Below are 17,144 nucleotides of genomic sequence, written 5' to 3' on the forward strand. Positions count from 1 at the left end.
ATGACGGCGGCACATTCAACCTCTCAGTGACTGACAGGCCGCTATCGCGAGCAAGCTCGCTCCCACAGGTTTCGTGTGGCAAAAGATCCACCCTTGACGGTCAAATGAAAACAATTATCAAATGGCGCCTCCTTCGCAGGTGGTCGAGGATACTTGGCCCGGCCCGGTCCTGCGAAAAACTTCTTTGAGGAAGCTGCCCGATGCGTCTGAACATCCGCGTTGTTGCGCTCTGTGTCGCACTGTTGGTCAACCAGGGGGCCAGCGCGGCTGAGTCGCCGCAGCGTTGGGTCAGCGCCGGCGGTGCCTTGTCGGAGTGGATCAGTGCACTGGGGGGCGAGTCGAAACTGGTGGGCGTGGACACCACCAGCCAGCATCCTGAATCCTTGCGGGCCTTGCCCAGCATTGGCTATCAGCGACAATTGTCCGCAGAGGGCATATTGAGCCTGCGTCCGCAGATCCTGGTGGGTACCGAGGAAATGGGGCCGCCACCTGTGCTGGCGCAAATCCGCAGCGCCGGCGTAAAGGTCGAATTGTTCTCGGCCACGCCAGACCTGCCGACCCTGCAGGGCAACTTGCAGCACCTGGGGCAATTGCTGGGGGCGCAGGCCGAGGCGACACGGTTGTTCGACCGTTATCAGGAACAGATTACCCAGCAGCATGCCCGGGTGACCGAGGCCCAGCGCAAGCAAAAGGCTCCCGGCGTATTGCTGTTGGTGGGCAGTTCCGGTGGCAAGCCGCTGGTCGCTGGCAAGGGCACGGCTGCCGATTGGCTGTTGCAGCAGGCCGGCGGTCACAACCTGGCGACCCACAGCGGTTACAAGTCTTTTTCTGTGGAAACCCTGGCCGGCCTGAATCCTGAAGTGCTGGTCTTCGCCGACCGTGCCTTGAGTGGGGAAGAGGCCCGTGCGGCGCTGTTCAGGGAAAATCCGATCCTTTCCTCGACCCGAGCCGCCAGGGACGGGCGCGTCATGGAGCTCGACCCGACGCTGTTGGTGGGCGGATTGAGCCCGCGGCTGCCGCAAAGCCTGGTGAAACTGACGGCAGGCTTTTATCCGGCTGAGCCGGCCGCGGCGCCATGACTTCGTCGATCAAGCCACGCACTTTATTTATCGGCCTGGGCCTGCTGTGTTTGCTGGCGACCTGGCTGTCCCTGGCCCTGGGGCCGGTGAGCCTGCCGCTGCTGGATACCTTGCGCGCCGCTTTACGCCTGTTGGGCTTGCCGGTGGCCGCCGATGGCCTGGAGCAGGCCGAACTGATCCTCGGCCAGATCCGTTTGCCGCGGACCCTGCTGGGCTTGGCGGTGGGCGGGGTGTTGGCGTTGTCCGGTGTGGCGATGCAGGGACTGTTCCGTAACCCGCTGGCAGACCCGGGGTTGGTGGGCGTGTCCAGCGGTGCGGCGTTGGGCGCAGCCTTCGCCATTGTCGGTAGCTCGGCGCTGGGCGGGTTGCCCGAAGCCTTCGGCCCTTACGTGTTGTCGTTGTGTGCGTTCCTTGGCGGGCTCGGCGTTACGGCGCTGGTCTATCGCCTCGGCCGCCGCAATGGCCAGACCCATGTCGCGACCATGCTCCTGGCGGGCATTGCCCTGACCGCGCTGTCCGGTTCCGCCGTCGGCCTGTTCACCTACCTGGCGGACGACGCGACCCTGCGCACCCTGACGTTCTGGAACCTGGGCAGTCTCAACGGTGCCAGTTACGCGAGGTTGTGGCCGTTGTTGCTGGTCAGTGCCGGCGTGGCGCTCTGGCTGCCACGCCGGGCCCGTGAGCTCAATGCGCTGTTGCTGGGCGAGTCCGAGGCAGCCCATTTGGGCGTCAACGTCGAAGCCCTCAAGCGTGAGCTGGTGTTTTGTACGGCCCTGGGGGTTGGCGCGGCGGTGGCGGCCGCGGGCATGATCGGTTTCGTCGGGCTGGTGGTGCCGCATCTGGTGCGCCTGGTGGCCGGCCCCGACCACCGTGTGTTGCTGCCCGCTTCAGTGCTGGCGGGGGCAAGCCTGTTGTTGCTCGCCGACCTGGTGGCACGCTTGGCGCTGGCCCCCGCGGAATTGCCGATCGGCATCGTCACGGCCTTCATCGGCGCGCCGTTTTTCCTCTATCTATTGGTACGAGGGCGCGCCTGATGTTGCGAGCACAGGACCTGCACATTCAGCGTGGCCGCAACACTGTGCTGGCGGACATCGATCTGCTGCTCAACCCCGGCGAAGTGCTCGGTGTACTCGGGCCCAACGGTGCGGGCAAAAGTACCTTGCTGGCGGGCCTGTGTGGCCAATTGCGGCCGAGCCAGGGGCAGGTCTGGCTCGAAGACCGTCCACTGGCCCAATGGCAGGGGGCCGAGCGCGCCCGTCGCCTGGCGGTCTTGCCGCAGTCCTCGACCCTGGATTTTGCCTTTCGCGTCGAGGAAGTCGTCGGCATGGGGCGCCTGCCGCATCAGAGTGGTCGGCTGCGCGACGAGCAGATCGTCGCCGCGGCGCTGCAAGCGGCAGATGCCGCGCATCTGCACGGTCGCAGTTACCTGGCGTTGTCCGGCGGCGAACGCCAGCGGGTGCATCTGGCACGGGTGTTGGCGCAGTTGTGGCCGGGTGAAGCGGGGCAGACCCTGTTGCTGGACGAGCCGACCTCGATGCTCGATCCGCTGCATCAGCACACCATCCTCCAGGCGGTGCGTGAATTCGCCGGTCGCGGCGCCGCCGTGCTGGTGATCCTGCATGACCTGAACCTGGCGGCGCGTTACTGTGATCGGCTGTTGCTGCTCGCGTCCGGTCGACCGGTGGCCCTGGACACTCCCCGGCACGTACTGCGCCCGGAACCGCTCAAGGCGGTGTTTGGCCTGGACGTGCTGGTGCAAGACCATCCGGAGCGCGGGCATCCATTGATCATCGCCCGTTGAGGGCGCCCTGGAGGATACGGACGTGCGCCTGCTCCTGATTCTGGCATTGAGTGTACTGACGGCGTGCCAGAGCATCGCCCCGCCCCCGCTCGGTGGACGGATCCGTGATTTGCACAACGGCCAGGCCGTGACGCCCCAGGCGCTGGTCGAACGCCTGGCAAAGGCACCTCGAGTGGTGGTGGGGGAGCGGCACGACAATCCCGATCATCACGCGCTGCAGCTATGGCTGCTCCAGGCCTTGGCCGGCCAGCGGGCCCAGGGCAGCCTGTTGCTGGAAATGCTCACCCCCTCTCAACAGCCACGCGTTGAGTCGGTCCGCCAGCTGCCCGCCTTGCCCAAGGACCTGCCCGACGCGTTGGCCTGGTCCCCCGGCTGGGATTGGAGCCTGTACGGACCCATCGTCGAGTTTGCCCTGGCCCAACGCTATCCATTGCTGGCCGCCAATCTGGACGCCGCCGAGATCCAGCGTTTCTACCGACAAGCGCCCAGCGTGATGGGCGCTCGCGCCAATGCCGCCACGGTGAAGGACGCGTTGCTGGGACAGATCCGTGAATCCCACTGCGGTTTGCTGCCGGAGTCGCAAATGCCACCCATGCTGGCCGTGCAGCAACAGCGTGACCGGCGCATGGCCGAACGTCTGCTGCAAGCGCCGGCACCGGCATTGTTGTTTGCGGGCGCCTGGCATGGGCGAAAAGATCTCGGCGTGCCGCTGCACGCGTTGGACCTCGGCGCCAGCGAGGCGCCGATTGTCCTGATGTTGGCCGAGGAGGGCAGTGACGTGACGTCGGCCATGGCGGACTACGTGTGGTACACCCCGGCCATGCCGCCCCAGGATTATTGTGCGCAGATGCGCGAACACATCGGTAAGTGATATCGCAGGCAAAAAAAGACCCGGCAAGAGCCGGGTCAAATAACCGTGATTAGCCTGATGAGGAGATATCTGAGAGTCCGAACCAAGGGCTGTTCAAATATCGGCCAGTCTCGCGACTGGATGTGGTAATCATAGCGATTCTCATTACCATGTCAAACATTGTTTTTGCGATTCGTCGAAATAACCTCGTGGCCAGGGTTCGCACTGCAAATGAAAGGGGCTCAGGCTTTGTGACGCGTCGAAATGGCGTCCAACTGTTTATTCAGGGCTTCCTTGCGTTCAGCGGGGATGTCATTCCAATGCACATCCATCAACGCACCCTCGATGGCGTACAGCAACACCTTGGACGCCCGGAAGCCGCGCGTGCGCACGGCGCGATAGGCGTCCACCGCCCCGAGCCGGCGTAGATCGGAAGCACTGTGGATACCCACGGCGTGCAGCCACTGGGCCGATGTCTTGCCCAGATTCTTCAGGTGTTGCAGTTCATCATTCATCGAGCCTCCTTGCGACGGCCGACTGGTGCGGTGGGCAAGCTTCTGAGCAGTGTAGCGGTCAGTAGGAAAAGCGTGATTCTTTGGTGGGATTCGATGCAAAAGCTTCTAATGCATTACGCACGATGGGGAGGGAAAAGACTGCATTCTCCAGCGCAAGCGGGGGCGCTGGAGATCCGTTCGGTCGTGGCGGGGCCGCGCGTCGGCCGGCCCGGTTCAGGCACTGTCAGCGGGTGCGGTAGCGCAGCCGGGTGCCGAAGTTCATCGACATCAAGATTTCATCCGCAGACAGTTCGGGCGGAAAGTAGGCGCCGGATATCTGCGCATGGGCCAGGCTCGCGCCCTCCAGCGACGACTTGCGAAAATCGATGCCGCGCAAATCGGCGGAGCGGAAGTAGGCGTCGCTGAAGTCAACGTCGTCCGCGTTCAGTTCCCGCAGGTCAAGGCCTCGAAAATCACCGCCGCGCATGTCGACCGGACCTCGTGGGCGTTCGCTGTTGAAGCCGGCGATGTCATCTTTGCGCAGCAAGGCATAAAGCGGGGTACCGAGAAGTTTGGGAAGGCTCATTTCATATCACCTGATGGTTTTATGACGCCAGTATAGTGCCACTATTTGGCGGCCGTGAAGCCGGACATCGCTTCACGGCCGAAATAGTGATCTAGAGGCCTGGCAGGCGCTGGCGGATCTGCGCGACCACGATGTCGAGCGTACCGCTTTCGTTGGTTTGGACCCGTTTGCTGCAGAGAATTTCCGCCGGGGTCAGGGCTTCACGGCTGGACTGTTGCGCGGCGATGACTGCCAGGTTCGCATCGGAGGGGTCTTGTTGGTCGGCCTGGCGCTGTGCCAGCCGGCTTTCGATGACCGCTTGCGGCGCGTCGCAGTCGAGGATCAGGAACGGAGCGCCCGTGGCCTCGGCGACTTTTGCCGCGGCGTCGCGCTGATCGTGTTTGAGGTAGGTGGCGTCGATCACTACCGGGAATCCGGCGCGCAGGATCGCCGCGGCGACTTCATGCAGGCGGGCGTAGGTGGCGCTGCTGGCGTCGCTGCTATAGATGCCGGCTTGTGGATCGTTGGGCACCTGTTGCTGGCCGAACAGGCGTTTGCGCTCCACGTCCGAACGCAGGCGAATGGCGCCCAGTGCCTCTACCAGGCGCATCGCGACGTGGCTTTTGCCAACGGCCGAAACACCGTGGGTGATGGCCAGGAAAGGCGAAGGAATGGTGCTGTAGCTTTCGGCCAGGTTGGCGTAGTTGCGGTATTGGCGCAGGGTGGTGGCGCGCTGCACCGGATCGGCTTCGGCCGGCATGCTGAACAGCGCGACTTTTGCCCGGACGAGGGCGCGGTAGGCTTTATAGAAGTTCAGCAGTTCCAGGCCCTGGTAGTCGCCAGTCAGTTCCAGGTACTGGCTGACGAAACGCCGCGCCAGGGACTTGAGACCACGGTCCTCCAGGTCCATCGCCAGGAAGCCGGTGTCGGCGTAGACGTCGGTGAAACGGAACGGTTCGTTGAATTCGATGCAGTCGAAAATCACCACCTTGCCGTCGATCACGGTGGCGTTGCCCAGGTGGATATCGCCGTGGCATTCACGGATGAAGCCTTCGGCCTTGCGCTGGGCGAGCAGCGGCTTGAGGCGTTCGAAACTGCTTTCGGCCCAGGCTTGCAACGCTTCGAGTTGCAGCAGGTCGGCCTTGTCGTTGAGGAACGGACGGATCTGTTCGAAGTTCTGCAGCACCGGCGCCATCACGCTTTGCGGGGTACCGGCGGTGTTTTCGGCGGGCACCTTGGGCGTGGAGAGGTGGAACTGGGCGATCTGGGCGGCCATCTCGTCGATGTGCGCGGTGGTCAGTTCGCCGTTGGCTTGCAACGTGCTGAGCAATTGGCTTTGCGGGAACTGACGCATCTTCAGGGCGTATTCGATGGCCGGACCGTCGCCACCCAGTTGTGGTGCTTCGACGCTACCGGTAATCGGCAGCACGTCCAGGTACAGGTCTTGGGTCAGGCGCTGATTCAGGCGCAACTCTTCGCCGCAGAAATGCTGGCGCGCCTCGAGGCTGGTGAAATCGAGGAAACCGAAGTTGACCGGCTTTTTGAATTTGTAGGCGTATGGCCCGGTGAGCAATACCCAGGAAATGTGGGTTTCGATGACCTGGAACGCTTCGACGGGATGCGGGTAGAGGGCCGGGTTTTGCAGGGCGGCGATCAGGGATTGGCTCACGGGCGGTCCTTCAGAGTCTGGGAAAATTCAAGGCCGTCATTATGGCGGCAAGCCGCGCTAACGCAAACCGCATGGCGGCTCATGTTGAACCGCGGCAAAGTGCGTATAATCCGCCGCCATGACTCGTACCCGATCCCCCCGTACCCCCAAGAAACCACCCGCCAGCCGCCTGCGGCCCTGGCTGGGCTGGGCCCTTAAACTCAGCCTGGTGGGCCTCGTCGTGCTCGCCGGTTTTGCGGTCTATCTCGATGCCGTGGTCCAGGAGAAATTCTCCGGCAAGCGCTGGACCATCCCGGCCAAGGTCTATGCCCGGCCGTTGGAGCTGTTCGTCGGACAAAAGCTGAGCAAGGACGACTTCCTGACCGAACTCGATGCCTTGGGGTATCGCCGTGAAAGCGTGGCCAATGGTCCGGGTGCGGCCTCGGTCAATGGCAATACCATCGACCTCAACACCCGTGGTTTCCAGTTCTATGAAGGCATGGAACAGGCGCAACCGGTGCGGGTGCGTTTTTCCGGTGACTATGTGGCTGCGCTGACCGGCGCCAACAACGCGAGCCTGTCGGTGGTGCGTCTTGAGCCGCTGCTCATTGGTGGCCTGTACCCCAAGAACCTCGAAGACCGGATCCTGATCAAGATCGACCAGGTACCGCCGTTCCTGCTCGACACGCTGATTGCCGTCGAAGACCGCGACTTCTACCATCACTTCGGCGTCTCGCCCAAGTCGATCGCCCGGGCTATCTGGGTCAACACGTCCTCGGGGCATATGCGCCAGGGCGGCAGTACCCTGACCCAACAGCTGGTCAAGAACTTCTACCTGACCAACGAGCGCAGCCTGACTCGCAAGCTCACCGAAGCCATGATGGCGCTGTTGCTGGAGTTGCATTACGACAAGCAGGAGATCCTGGAGGCGTACCTCAACGAGGTCTTCGTCGGCCAGGATGGTCAACGGGCGGTGCACGGTTTCGGCCTTGCCAGCCAGTTCTTCTTCAGCCAGCCGCTGTCCGAGCTCAAGCTGCATCAGGTGGCGTTGCTGGTGGGCATGGTCAAAGGGCCGTCTTCCTACAACCCGCGTCGTAATCCGGAACGTGCCCTCGAGCGGCGCAACCTGGTGCTCGACCTGCTGCAACAACAAGGTGTGGCGACGGCCGAGCAAGTCGAAGCCGCGAAAAAGATGCCGTTGGGCGTGACCAAGCGTGGCAGCCTGGCGGACAGTTCGTTCCCCGGCTTCATGGACCTGGTTAAGCGCCAGTTGCGTGAAGACTACCGCGATGAAGACTTGACCGAAGAAGGCCTGCGCATCTTCACCAGTTTCGACCCGATCCTGCAGATGAAGGCCGAAGCCTCGGTCGAGGACACCTTCAAACGGCTGGGCGGACGCAAGGGCGCCGACGAAGTCGAAGCGGCCATGGTGGTGACCAATCCGGAAACCGGCGAAGTCCAAGCCATGATCGGCAGCCGCCAGGCCAGTTTCGCCGGCTTCAACCGGGCCCTGGATGCGGTGCGTCCGATTGGCTCGCTGATCAAGCCGGCGGTGTACCTCACCGCCTTGGAGAAACCGAGCCAGTACACGCTGACCAGTTGGCTATCGGACGAGGCGTTCTCGGTCAAGGGCGCGGATGGCCAGGTCTGGAAACCGCAGAACTATGATCGTCGTTCCCACGGCACGGTGTTCCTCTATCAGGGGTTGGCGCATTCCTACAACCTGTCGACGGCTCGCCTCGGGCTGGAAGTCGGCGTGCCGAACGTACTCAAGACCCTCGCGCGCCTGGGCGTAAGCCGCGAACTGCCGGCCTTCCCGTCGATGTTGCTGGGGGCGGGGGGGCTGACGCCGATAGAAGTGGCGGCGATGTACCAGACGCTGGCCAACGGCGGTTTCAATACGCCGATGCGCGGGATCCGCAGCGTGCTGACCGCCGATGGCGAGCCGCTCAAGCGTTATCCGTTCCAGATCCAGCAGCGCTTCGATCCGGCCTCCATTTATCTGATCCAGAGCGCGATGCAGCGGGTCATGCGTGAAGGCACCGGCAGTTCGGTTTATAACGTGCTGCCCCGGACCCTGACCCTGGCGGGCAAGACCGGGACCAGTAACGATTCGCGCGACAGCTGGTTCGCCGGTTTCAGCCAGGACTTGTTGGCGGTGGTCTGGCTCGGACGCGATGACAACGGCAAGACCCCGTTCACTGGCGCCACTGGCGCGTTGCAGGTCTGGACCAGTTTCATGCGCAAGGCCGACCCGCTGCCGCTGGACATGCCGCAACCGGACAACATCGTTCAGGCCTGGGTCGATTCGCGTACTGGCCAAGGCTCCGACGCCAATTGCCCGGGTGCCGTACAGATGCCGTATATTCGCGGCAGCGAACCGCCACCCGGTGCAGCCTGTGGCGGCACGAATCCCGCCGAATCGGTGATGGATTGGGTCAAGGACTGGATGAATTAGGCAAAGAGGGTTTCAAGTGAACAAGTGGTTGATTCCAGCGGTAACGGCCGTGGCTTTGCTCAGTGGTTGCTCTACCGTACAGCGCGGTTCGATTCCGGTCGTTGACGCCGGCACGGCTGTGTCCAACAGCGAGCGGGTCTCGGCCAACGGCGGTTTCCGTCAAACGACGGTGAAGCGTCCGGTGCAGGGCCAGGTCCAGGCGATTCCGCAGGGCGACACCGGTGTCGTCGTGATGGTGCCCGGCGGCGGTGCGACAACCTCGGCGCCGATCAGTAGCACGCCGATCACGCCGGGCCCGATCACGCCAGGGCCTATCGAAACTTCGCCGATCGATCAGGGCAGCTACAGCATGCCTTCGACGCCGAGCAGCGTCCCGTCGGCAAGTTCCGGTGGTTTGTCCGCCGATGAACAACTGGACGGCCCGGTGCTGGCCCTGCTGACCACGGCGCAGCAGCAACAGGCCGGCGGTGACCTCAACGGTGCGTCCTCCAGCCTGGAGCGTGCCCAGCGTGTAGCGCCGCGCGAACCCCAGGTGCTCTATCGCCTGGCCCAGGTGCGCATGGCCCAGGGCGATGCGCCGCAAGCCGAACAACTGGCCCGCCGTGGCCTGACATTCTCTAGTGGTCGCCCGGCGCTTCAGGCCAGCCTGTGGGAATTGATCGCCCAGGCCCGTGAGAAACAAGGCGACTCCGCTGGCGCGGCGCTGGCCCGTCAAAAGGCCAAGGTTTCGCTCTGATGGATAGGCGTTTTCCCCAAATCGCCGATCAGTTGCTGCTGATCGAGCGGGAGCTGCGGGTCCAGGGCTGGTGGAGCGAGGTATCGCCTTCGGCCGAGGCGCTGGCCAGTGTTGAGCCGTTCGCGGTCGACACCCTGGATTTCGAGCAGTGGCTGCAATGGATTTTCCTGCCCAGGATGAAAGCCATCCTGGAAAACGACCTGCCGCTGCCCAACGCCTCGGGCATCCTGGCCATGGCCGAGATGGTCTATGCCCAGCGACCCGGGCAGGGCGTGGAATTGCAGCGGCTGTTGGCGCAGTTCGATCAGATGATCAGCAACGTCGGCTGACCCACGCTACTGGCAGTGCTCATCGATCTGCTTGCGGGTTTCCTCGATGCGCTGGCGCCGCTCTTCGTCATTGAGGCGGCGCATTTCCCCTTCCACGTCTTCACGTACCCGCGGGTTGTTCTGTAGCTGCGCCAGGTTGGTCCTGGCCTGCTCGCAAAATGCCTTGAGCTGGGCTTCCTGCTCGGCAATCTGTTTCTTGACCTCTTTATCGATCGCCTTCTGGTCGCCAATGACGCCGCCGGAAGGAGGCGCGGGCGGTTTGGCGACGGATGGCGAGGACTTGATCACGGTCGTGGCCTCGGCGTCCTGGGGCGGCTGGGATCCGAAGTGGGTGACACCTTGGGCATCCACCCATTTGTAGACCTGAGCGGCCATGCATATCGGGCTCAGGCCAACCAGCAGGCTGGCCGTCAAGAAGATCATTCGCATGCTGTTTCCTTGTCTTGGGTTGCGCAATTGAAGCTAACACAGTTGCCGTTTAAGGGTTTTTTCTTGCGTTCTCATGCGCTTACTTCGAATAAAGCACATAGACGACTTGACTTGAAGGAGGCGAAACAGAAGAATCCAAAGTCCGCTGTAGAGGGACTGCCAGAAGCAGACCCACTCGGCAGATCATGAGGCGCACATCCGCGCCGACCTGTTACACCCGCAACGCGTTACCTCGCGCTGGGTGGGAAAGGCCCGCAACACTTGGGACGATCCCAATACTTGCTCAGTCAGTGCTGACGTAGTCGGCGACCACCGTCGCTCATGCTCTGCCGAGAAGTAAACCTATTAAGACCCGTCCCCTTTTTGTGGGTCGGTATTCTGGCGTTTTAGAGGTGAACAACGTGGAGCTTTTATCTGGCGGTGAGATGCTCGTCCGCTTTTTGCGTGACGAAGGCGTCAAATATATCTACGGGTACCCCGGTGGTGCTCTTCTTCATGTCTACGATGCCCTGTTCAAAGAACCGGAAGTGACCCACATCCTGGTTCGTCACGAGCAGGCGGCCACCCATATGGCTGATGGTTATGCCCGTGCTACCGGCAAGGCCGGCGTGGTCCTGGTGACTTCCGGTCCTGGCGCCACGAACGCCATCACCGGTATTGCCACCGCGTACATGGACTCCATCCCGATGGTGATCATCTCCGGCCAGGTGCCCAGCACCATGGTGGGCACCGATGCGTTCCAGGAAACCGACATGATCGGTATCTCCCGGCCGATCGTGAAGCACAGCTTCATGATCAAGCACGCGTCGGAAATCCCGGAAGTCATGAAGAAGGCTTTCTACCTGGCTGAATCCGGTCGTCCGGGCCCGGTCGTGGTCGATGTCCCGAAAGACATGACCAACCCGGCCGAGAAGTTCGAATACATCTTCCCGAAAAAAGCCAAGCTGCGTTCCTACAGTCCGGCGGTCCGTGGTCACTCCGGGCAGATCCGCAAGGCAGCCGAAATGCTGCTGGCGGCCAAGCGCCCTGTGTTGTACTCCGGTGGTGGCGTGATCCTCGGCGGTGGCTCCGCGCCGCTGACTGAATTGGCAAAAATGCTCAACCTGCCGGTCACCAATACGCTGATGGGCCTGGGTGCGTTCCCAGGCACCGACCGTCAGTTCATCGGCATGCTCGGCATGCACGGCAGCTACACCGCCAACCTGGCGATGCACCACGCCGATGTGATCCTGGCGGTCGGCGCGCGTTTCGACGACCGTGTGATCAACGGCCCGGCGAAGTTCTGCCCGAACGCCAAGATCATCCATATCGACATCGATCCGGCGTCCATCTCCAAGACCATCAAGGCAGACGTGCCGATTGTCGGTCCCGTCGAGAGCGTGCTGACCGAAATGGTCGCCATCCTCAAGGAAATCGGCGAGGTTCCGAACAAGGAGTCCGTGGCCAGCTGGTGGAAGCAAGTCGATGAATGGCGCGGCGATCGCGGCCTGTTCCCTTATGACAAGGGCGACGGCAGTGTGATCAAGCCGCAGACCGTGATCGAAACCCTGTGCGAAGTGACCAAGGGCGATGCCTTTGTGACCTCCGACGTGGGTCAGCACCAGATGTTCGCCGCGCAGTACTACAAGTTCGACAAACCCAACCGCTGGATCAACTCCGGTGGCCTGGGCACCATGGGCTTCGGTTTCCCGGCGGCCATGGGGATCAAGTTGAGCTTCCCGGATGCCGACGTCGCCTGCGTCACCGGCGAGGGCAGCATCCAGATGAACATCCAGGAACTGTCCACCTGCCTGCAGTACGGTTTGCCGGTGAAGATCGTGATCCTGAACAACGGTGTGTTGGGAATGGTTCGCCAGTGGCAGGACATGAGCTACGGCAGCCGTCACTCGCACTCCTACATGGAATCGCTGCCTGATTTCGTCAAGCTGGCGGAGGCCTACGGTCACGTTGGCGTGCGCATCACCGAATCGAAGGATTTGAAGTCGAAGATGGAGGAAGCGTTCGCCATGAAGGATCGCCTGGTGGTGATCGATATTGCGGTCGACACCAGCGAGCACGTCTACCCGATGCAGATCAAAGACGGCTCCATGCGCGATATGTGGCTGAGCAAGACGGAGCGTACCTAATCATGCGACACATTATTTCCTTGCTTCTGGAAAACGAACCGGGTGCGCTGTCTCGTGTTGTAGGCCTGTTCTCGCAGCGCAACTACAACATTGAAAGCCTGACCGTGGCGCCAACCGAAGACCCGACCCTGTCGCGTCTGACGCTGACCACCGTGGGGCACGATGAAATCATCGAGCAGATCACCAAGAACCTGAACAAGCTGATCGAGGTGGTCAAGCTGGTGGACCTGTCGGAAAGCGCTCACATCGAGCGTGAACTGATGCTGGTCAAGGTCAAGGCCACCGGCGCCCAGCGTGCCGAGATCAAACGTACTACCGATATTTATCGTGGGCAGATCGTCGATGTCAGCGCCAGCGTCTATACCGTTCAGTTGACCGGTACCAGCGACAAGCTCGACAGCTTCATTCAATCGATCGGCACTGCCTCGATTCTGGAAACCGTACGCAGTGGCGTCACCGGGATTGCCCGTGGCGACAAAGTACTGAGCATCTAACCAAATTAGCGAATGGCCTGAACGGCCGGATATAGGGGAAATTCATGAAAGTTTTCTACGATAAAGACTGCGACCTGTCGATCATCCAGGGCAAGAAAGTCGCCATCATCGGCTACGGTTCCCAAGGTCACGCCCAGGCGTGCAACCTGAAAGATTCCGGCGTTGACGTGACTGTCGGCCTGCGTAAAGGCTCGGCCACCGTTGCCAAGGCCGAGGCCCACGGCCTGAAAGTGGCTGACGTGGCTTCCGCCGTTGCCGCTGCCGACCTGGTCATGATCCTGACTCCGGACGAGTTCCAGGGTGCTCTGTATCGCGACGAAATCGAACCGAACATCAAGAAGGGCGCGACCCTGGCCTTCTCCCACGGTTTCTCGATCCATTACAACCAGGTCGTGCCGCGTGCTGACCTCGACGTGATCATGATCGCGCCGAAGGCCCCGGGCCACACCGTGCGTTCCGAGTTCGTGAAAGGCGGCGGTATCCCTGACCTGATCGCGATCTACCAGGATGCTTCGGGCAACGCCAAGAACGTGGCCCTGTCCTACGCCGCTGGCGTGGGTGGCGGTCGTACCGGCATCATCGAAACCACCTTCAAGGACGAGACCGAAACCGACCTGTTCGGCGAACAAGCCGTTCTGTGCGGTGGTACGGTCGAGCTGGTGAAAGCCGGTTTCGAAACCCTGGTCGAAGCGGGCTACGCGCCAGAAATGGCTTACTTCGAGTGCCTGCACGAACTGAAGCTGATCGTTGACCTCATGTACGAAGGCGGTATCGCCAACATGAACTACTCGATCTCCAACAACGCCGAATACGGCGAGTACGTGACCGGTCCGGAAGTGATCAACGCCGAATCCCGTCAGGCCATGCGCAACGCCCTGAAACGTATCCAGGACGGCGAATACGCCAAGATGTTCATCAGCGAAGGCGCCACCGGCTATCCTTCGATGACCGCCAAGCGTCGCAACAACGCCGCCCACGGTATCGAAATCATCGGTGAGCAACTGCGTTCGATGATGCCGTGGATCAGCGCCAACAAGATCGTCGACAAAGCCAAGAACTAAGTCGCGAACTCGAGTCGAAAAACGCGGCCCTGGCCGCGTTTTTTCGTTTGGGCGATGGCTTCTGGTATAAAGCTGCATCGTTTGCGGCCGAATCGTCGTCCCAGACATCTGTTGAATTTTTTTCACACCGTTGCAAGGTATTGCCCATGAGCGAACGTCCCGACGAGCCAAGCCAGGCTCCTGACGCCGAAAGCCTGTTGCCCATCGATGAGCACATCGAAGAAGGCCATGACGCTGAAGGCCGTAAGGTCCGGCATCGTGGCATCTATCTGCTGCCGAACCTGTTCACCACCGCGAACCTGTTCGCCGGTTTCTATTCCATCATCAACTCCATGAGTGCCCAGGCTGCCTTGAGCGCCGGTGATAGCGCAGGGGCGAGCCGTTACTTCGCCTTCGCCGCCATTGCGATCTTTGTCGCCATGGTGCTCGATGGTCTGGACGGGCGCGTGGCCCGCATGACCAATACCCAGAGCGCGTTCGGCGCCGAGTACGATTCACTGTCCGACATGGTCGCCTTTGGCGTGGCTCCCGCCTTGCTGGCGTTCGGCTGGGCGCTGGGAGACATGGGCAAGGTCGGCTGGATGGTTGCCTTTATCTATGTGGCGGGGGCGGCGTTGCGCCTGGCTCGTTTCAATACCCAGGTTGGCAAGGCTGACAAACGTTACTTCATCGGTCTGGCCAGTCCGGCCGCGGCGGGTGTCGTGGCCGGTGTGGTCTGGGCATTCAGCGACTACGGCATCCAGGGTTCGAAAATGTCGTTCCTGGTAGCGCTGCTGGTTGCCGCGGCCGGGATGCTGATGGTCAGCAACATCAAGTACAACAGCTTCAAGGAGCTGGATCTGAAGGGCCGTGTGCCATTCGTGGCGATTCTGGCGGTGGTGCTGGTATTCGCGGTGGTGTTCAGTGATCCGCCGCGTATCCTGCTGCTGGTATTCCTCGCCTATGCCGCTTCCGGCCCGGTGCAATATTTGTTGCGTCTTCGCCGACGCTAAACGTTGCCTTAATGTAATTTCCCCCATACTCCGCAGTCTATTGGTGCATCTGCCCTCCAATACTGCGGAGTTGTCATGCTGATCAAGATCCCCAAGTCGTCCGACTGCCGTGAATCGGACGTCACGCCCGAATCCCTCTACCTATCCCGTCGTCAGATGCTCGGTGCAACCATGGCGGGTCTCGCCGTGAGCAGCTTGCCGCGCTGGGCCAGCGCTGCCGAAGCGGCACGTTATGCCGAGGTCGAGCCGGGCAAGGCGCCGTCCTGGTTTGCCGAGAAATTGCCCTCCGTCCAGTGGGAGGCGGTCACGGTCAAGAACGAGCCCATCACACCGTTCAAGGACGCGACCCATTACAACAACTTCTATGAGTTCGGGACCGACAAAGGGGACCCGGCAGCCAATGCTGGCTCCCTGAAGACCGAACCCTGGAGCGTGGTCGTGGACGGAGAGGTGGGTAAGCCGGGGCGCTATGGGTTGGAAGACTTCATGAAGCCTTATCAACTGGAAGAGCGGATTTATCGACTGCGCTGCGTCGAGGCCTGGTCGATGGTCATTCCGTGGATCGGTTTTCCCATCTCGGCATTGCTCAAGCAGGTCGAGCCGACCTCCAAGGCCAAGTACATCCGCTTCGAAACCTTGCAGGACCCCAAGGTCATGCCGGGGCAGCGTTCCGGTTTCGCCTTGATCGACTGGCCGTATGTGGAAGGCTTGCGATTGGACGAGGCGATGAACCCGTTGGCCATCCTCGCGGTTGGGATGTACGGGCGGGAGTTGCCGAATCAGAACGGCGCGCCGCTGCGCTTGGTAGTCCCATGGAAGTACGGTTTCAAAAGTGTGAAGTCCATCGTGCGCATCAGTCTGGTGAGCGAGCAGCCAAAGACCACCTGGCAGAGCATTGCGTCTGATGAGTACGGCTTTTATGCCAACGTCAATCCAACGGTCGATCACCCGCGCTGGACCCAGGCACGTGAACGTCGTTTGCCGAGTGGGCTGTTCAGTCCCAATGTGCGCGATACGCTGATGTTCAACGGCTATCAGGATGAAGTCGCTTCTTTATATGCAGGGATGGACCTGAGGAAGGACTACTGATGCGTTTTCCAGTCTGGCGAATGAGCGTCTTCATCGCCGCGGCAGTCTGGCCGTTGCTCTGGCTTTACGAAGCCTTGATGAATGCGTTGGGCCCTGACCCGGGCAAAGTGCTGGTGGATCGGCTCGGGTTGGGGACGCTGATTTTGCTGCTGATCACCTTGAGCATGACGCCGTTGCAAAAATTGACGGGGTGGGCGGGGTGGATTGCGGTCCGGCGCCAGTTGGGGTTGTGGTGCTTTGCTTATGTGGTGCTGCATTTAAGCGGGTATGCGGCGTTCATACTGGGGTTCGACTGGTCACAGTTGGGCGTCGAGTTGAGCAAGCGGCCTTACATCATTGTTGGGGCGCTTGGGTTTCTCGGCTTGCTGGCGCTGGCGGTTACATCCAATCGCTACAGCCAGCGGCGGCTTGGCGTGCGCTGGAAGAAATTGCATCGCCTGGTGTATCTGATTCTGGGGCTTGGGCTGCTGCATATGCTGTGGATCGTGCGGGCTGATTTGAAGGAGTGGTCGATATACGCCTTTATCGGGGCTGTACTGTTGATGCTCAGAGTCCCGCTGGTTATGCGCCGGATCCCGCGTTTGCTGGGTAGGAAAGTCCCTTCTGCAACAAAAGCGTAATTAAGGGTTGACGGCAGATTCTGGACGTCTATAATTCGCCCCACTTCCGGCGCAGTAGAAACGGAAAACTCCTTGAGATTCAACGAGTTAAGTAGGTTTCGAAGGTGCAGGGCTTCAGTTCATCGAAGTCCGGAAGAAGCAGATAGAGCAATGTTGTTGGGCTCTATAGGCGATTCGATCTTCTCGGTCGAAAGCGGTGAAAAAGAGGTGTTGACAGCAGCGAGTAACGCTGTAGAATTCGCCTCCCGCTAACGAGAGATCGGAGGCGCAAGTGGTTGAAGTTGTTGAGGTTTCCGAAGCGAAACTTTGAAAATTTCTGAAAATAACCGCTTGACAGATGCACGGGGCGCTGTAGAATGCGCGCCTCGGTTGA

General features: G+C 61.2%; 17 protein-coding genes. 13 read left to right on the forward strand and 4 right to left on the reverse strand.

Annotation, left to right across the window (positions count from 1 at the left end):
* The first annotated feature begins 200 nt into the window (after positions 1-200).
* Genes BLO80_RS27905 through BLO80_RS27920 form a run of 4 tightly spaced genes read left to right on the forward strand, consistent with a single transcriptional unit; the run spans position 201 to position 3,751 of the window.
* Positions 201-1,079: a heme/hemin ABC transporter substrate-binding protein gene (locus tag BLO80_RS27905; protein WP_092333716.1), complete on the forward strand. Its 879-nt coding sequence runs from the start codon at positions 201-203 to the stop codon at positions 1,077-1,079.
* Positions 1,080-1,129: 50 nt separating this feature from the next.
* Positions 1,130-2,113, forward strand: a complete 984-nt coding sequence (locus BLO80_RS27910) for a FecCD family ABC transporter permease (protein WP_175459563.1) — start codon at positions 1,130-1,132, stop codon at positions 2,111-2,113.
* Positions 2,113-2,880: a heme ABC transporter ATP-binding protein gene (locus BLO80_RS27915; protein ID WP_092333712.1), complete on the forward strand. Its 768-nt coding sequence runs from the start codon at positions 2,113-2,115 to the stop codon at positions 2,878-2,880. The genes BLO80_RS27910 and BLO80_RS27915 overlap by 1 nt, the downstream gene beginning before the upstream one ends.
* 22 nt (positions 2,881-2,902) lie before the next feature.
* Positions 2,903-3,751 carry a ChaN family lipoprotein gene (locus BLO80_RS27920; RefSeq protein ID WP_092333710.1) on the forward strand — a complete coding sequence of 283 codons (849 nt, stop codon included), beginning with the start codon at positions 2,903-2,905 and terminating at the stop codon, positions 3,749-3,751.
* 221 nt (positions 3,752-3,972) lie between these two features.
* Here the strand turns inward: BLO80_RS27920 and BLO80_RS27925 are convergent, their stop codons facing one another.
* The 3 genes from BLO80_RS27925 to BLO80_RS27935 form a co-directional block, all read right to left on the reverse strand.
* The gene (locus tag BLO80_RS27925) at positions 3,973-4,245 is read right to left on the reverse strand and encodes a TfoX/Sxy family protein (RefSeq protein ID WP_003205623.1); all 273 of its coding nucleotides are present in this window, start codon (positions 4,243-4,245) and stop codon (positions 3,973-3,975) included.
* Positions 4,246-4,468: 223 nt separating this feature from the next.
* Complete coding sequence (locus BLO80_RS27930) at positions 4,469-4,810, reverse strand: pentapeptide repeat-containing protein (protein ID WP_092333708.1); 342 nt, start codon at positions 4,808-4,810, stop codon at positions 4,469-4,471.
* 91 nt (positions 4,811-4,901) lie between these two features.
* Positions 4,902-6,458 (reverse strand): bifunctional aminoglycoside phosphotransferase/ATP-binding protein, encoded by a 1,557-nt coding sequence (locus tag BLO80_RS27935; RefSeq protein WP_092333706.1) that lies wholly within the window; start codon positions 6,456-6,458, stop codon positions 4,902-4,904.
* 118 nt (positions 6,459-6,576) lie between these two features.
* Between BLO80_RS27935 and mrcB the strand changes: the two genes are divergently transcribed.
* From mrcB to BLO80_RS27950, 3 genes are read left to right on the forward strand one after another with little or no spacing between them, the layout of a single operon-like run.
* On the forward strand, positions 6,577-8,895 hold the full coding sequence (gene mrcB, locus BLO80_RS27940) for a penicillin-binding protein 1B (RefSeq protein WP_092333704.1): 2,319 nt from the start codon (positions 6,577-6,579) through the stop codon (positions 8,893-8,895).
* 16 nt (positions 8,896-8,911) lie between these two features.
* On the forward strand, positions 8,912-9,631 hold the full coding sequence (locus BLO80_RS27945) for a tetratricopeptide repeat protein (RefSeq protein WP_092333702.1): 720 nt from the start codon (positions 8,912-8,914) through the stop codon (positions 9,629-9,631).
* A complete protein-coding gene (locus tag BLO80_RS27950) occupies positions 9,631-9,960 on the forward strand; it encodes a YqcC family protein (protein WP_092333700.1) in 330 nt (109 codons plus the stop codon). Before BLO80_RS27945 ends, BLO80_RS27950 begins: the two co-directional genes overlap by 1 nt.
* Before the next feature lie 6 nt (positions 9,961-9,966).
* Here BLO80_RS27950 and BLO80_RS27955 read toward each other — a convergent pair whose 3' ends face one another.
* Entirely contained in the window at positions 9,967-10,389 is a 423-nt protein-coding gene (locus tag BLO80_RS27955; RefSeq protein WP_175459562.1) for a DUF4124 domain-containing protein, read from the reverse strand.
* A gap of 401 nt (positions 10,390-10,790) precedes the next feature.
* On the opposite strand from BLO80_RS27955, the gene BLO80_RS27960 reads away from it, so the two are divergent.
* The 6 genes from BLO80_RS27960 (at position 10,791) to msrQ (ending at position 16,771) form a co-directional block, all read left to right on the forward strand.
* Positions 10,791-12,515, forward strand: coding sequence for an acetolactate synthase 3 large subunit (locus BLO80_RS27960; RefSeq protein ID WP_060743130.1), 1,725 nt, complete (start codon positions 10,791-10,793; stop codon positions 12,513-12,515).
* A 2-nt stretch (positions 12,516-12,517) separates the two neighbouring features.
* A complete protein-coding gene (ilvN, locus tag BLO80_RS27965; RefSeq protein WP_003205610.1) occupies positions 12,518-13,009 on the forward strand; it encodes an acetolactate synthase small subunit in 492 nt (163 codons plus the stop codon).
* Between the two features lie 44 nt (positions 13,010-13,053).
* On the forward strand, positions 13,054-14,070 hold the full coding sequence (gene ilvC / locus BLO80_RS27970; protein WP_024779611.1) for a ketol-acid reductoisomerase: 1,017 nt from the start codon (positions 13,054-13,056) through the stop codon (positions 14,068-14,070).
* Positions 14,071-14,216: 146 nt separating this feature from the next.
* The gene (gene pssA / locus BLO80_RS27975; protein WP_092172315.1) at positions 14,217-15,062 is read left to right on the forward strand and encodes a CDP-diacylglycerol--serine O-phosphatidyltransferase; all 846 of its coding nucleotides are present in this window, start codon (positions 14,217-14,219) and stop codon (positions 15,060-15,062) included.
* A gap of 75 nt (positions 15,063-15,137) precedes the next feature.
* A complete protein-coding gene (gene msrP, locus BLO80_RS27980; protein ID WP_092333698.1) occupies positions 15,138-16,151 on the forward strand; it encodes a protein-methionine-sulfoxide reductase catalytic subunit MsrP in 1,014 nt (337 codons plus the stop codon).
* On the forward strand, positions 16,151-16,771 hold the full coding sequence (gene msrQ, locus BLO80_RS27985; RefSeq protein WP_092333696.1) for a protein-methionine-sulfoxide reductase heme-binding subunit MsrQ: 621 nt from the start codon (positions 16,151-16,153) through the stop codon (positions 16,769-16,771). The genes msrP and msrQ overlap by 1 nt, the downstream gene beginning before the upstream one ends.
* The last annotated feature ends 373 nt before the right edge of the window (positions 16,772-17,144 follow it).

This window comes from Pseudomonas sp. NFACC56-3, from assembly GCF_900100025.1.
GTDB lineage: Bacteria > Pseudomonadota > Gammaproteobacteria > Pseudomonadales > Pseudomonadaceae > Aquipseudomonas > Aquipseudomonas fluorescens_AA.

Coding starts and splice junctions, on each gene's coding strand:
- BLO80_RS27905 (WP_092333716.1), top strand. CDS start 201: ATGCGTCTGAACATCCGCGTTGTTGCGCTCTGTGTCGCACTGTTGGTC.
- BLO80_RS27915 (WP_092333712.1), top strand. CDS start 2,113: ATGTTGCGAGCACAGGACCTGCACATTCAGCGTGGCCGCAACACTGTG.
- BLO80_RS27925 (WP_003205623.1), bottom strand. CDS start 4,245: ATGAATGATGAACTGCAACACCTGAAGAATCTGGGCAAGACATCGGCC.
- BLO80_RS27930 (WP_092333708.1), bottom strand. CDS start 4,810: ATGAGCCTTCCCAAACTTCTCGGTACCCCGCTTTATGCCTTGCTGCGC.
- mrcB (WP_092333704.1), top strand. CDS start 6,577: ATGACTCGTACCCGATCCCCCCGTACCCCCAAGAAACCACCCGCCAGC.
- BLO80_RS27950 (WP_092333700.1), top strand. CDS start 9,631: ATGGATAGGCGTTTTCCCCAAATCGCCGATCAGTTGCTGCTGATCGAG.
- BLO80_RS27955 (WP_175459562.1), bottom strand. CDS start 10,389: ATGCGAATGATCTTCTTGACGGCCAGCCTGCTGGTTGGCCTGAGCCCG.
- ilvN (WP_003205610.1), top strand. CDS start 12,518: ATGCGACACATTATTTCCTTGCTTCTGGAAAACGAACCGGGTGCGCTG.
- ilvC (WP_024779611.1), top strand. CDS start 13,054: ATGAAAGTTTTCTACGATAAAGACTGCGACCTGTCGATCATCCAGGGC.
- pssA (WP_092172315.1), top strand. CDS start 14,217: ATGAGCGAACGTCCCGACGAGCCAAGCCAGGCTCCTGACGCCGAAAGC.
- msrP (WP_092333698.1), top strand. CDS start 15,138: ATGCTGATCAAGATCCCCAAGTCGTCCGACTGCCGTGAATCGGACGTC.
- msrQ (WP_092333696.1), top strand. CDS start 16,151: ATGCGTTTTCCAGTCTGGCGAATGAGCGTCTTCATCGCCGCGGCAGTC.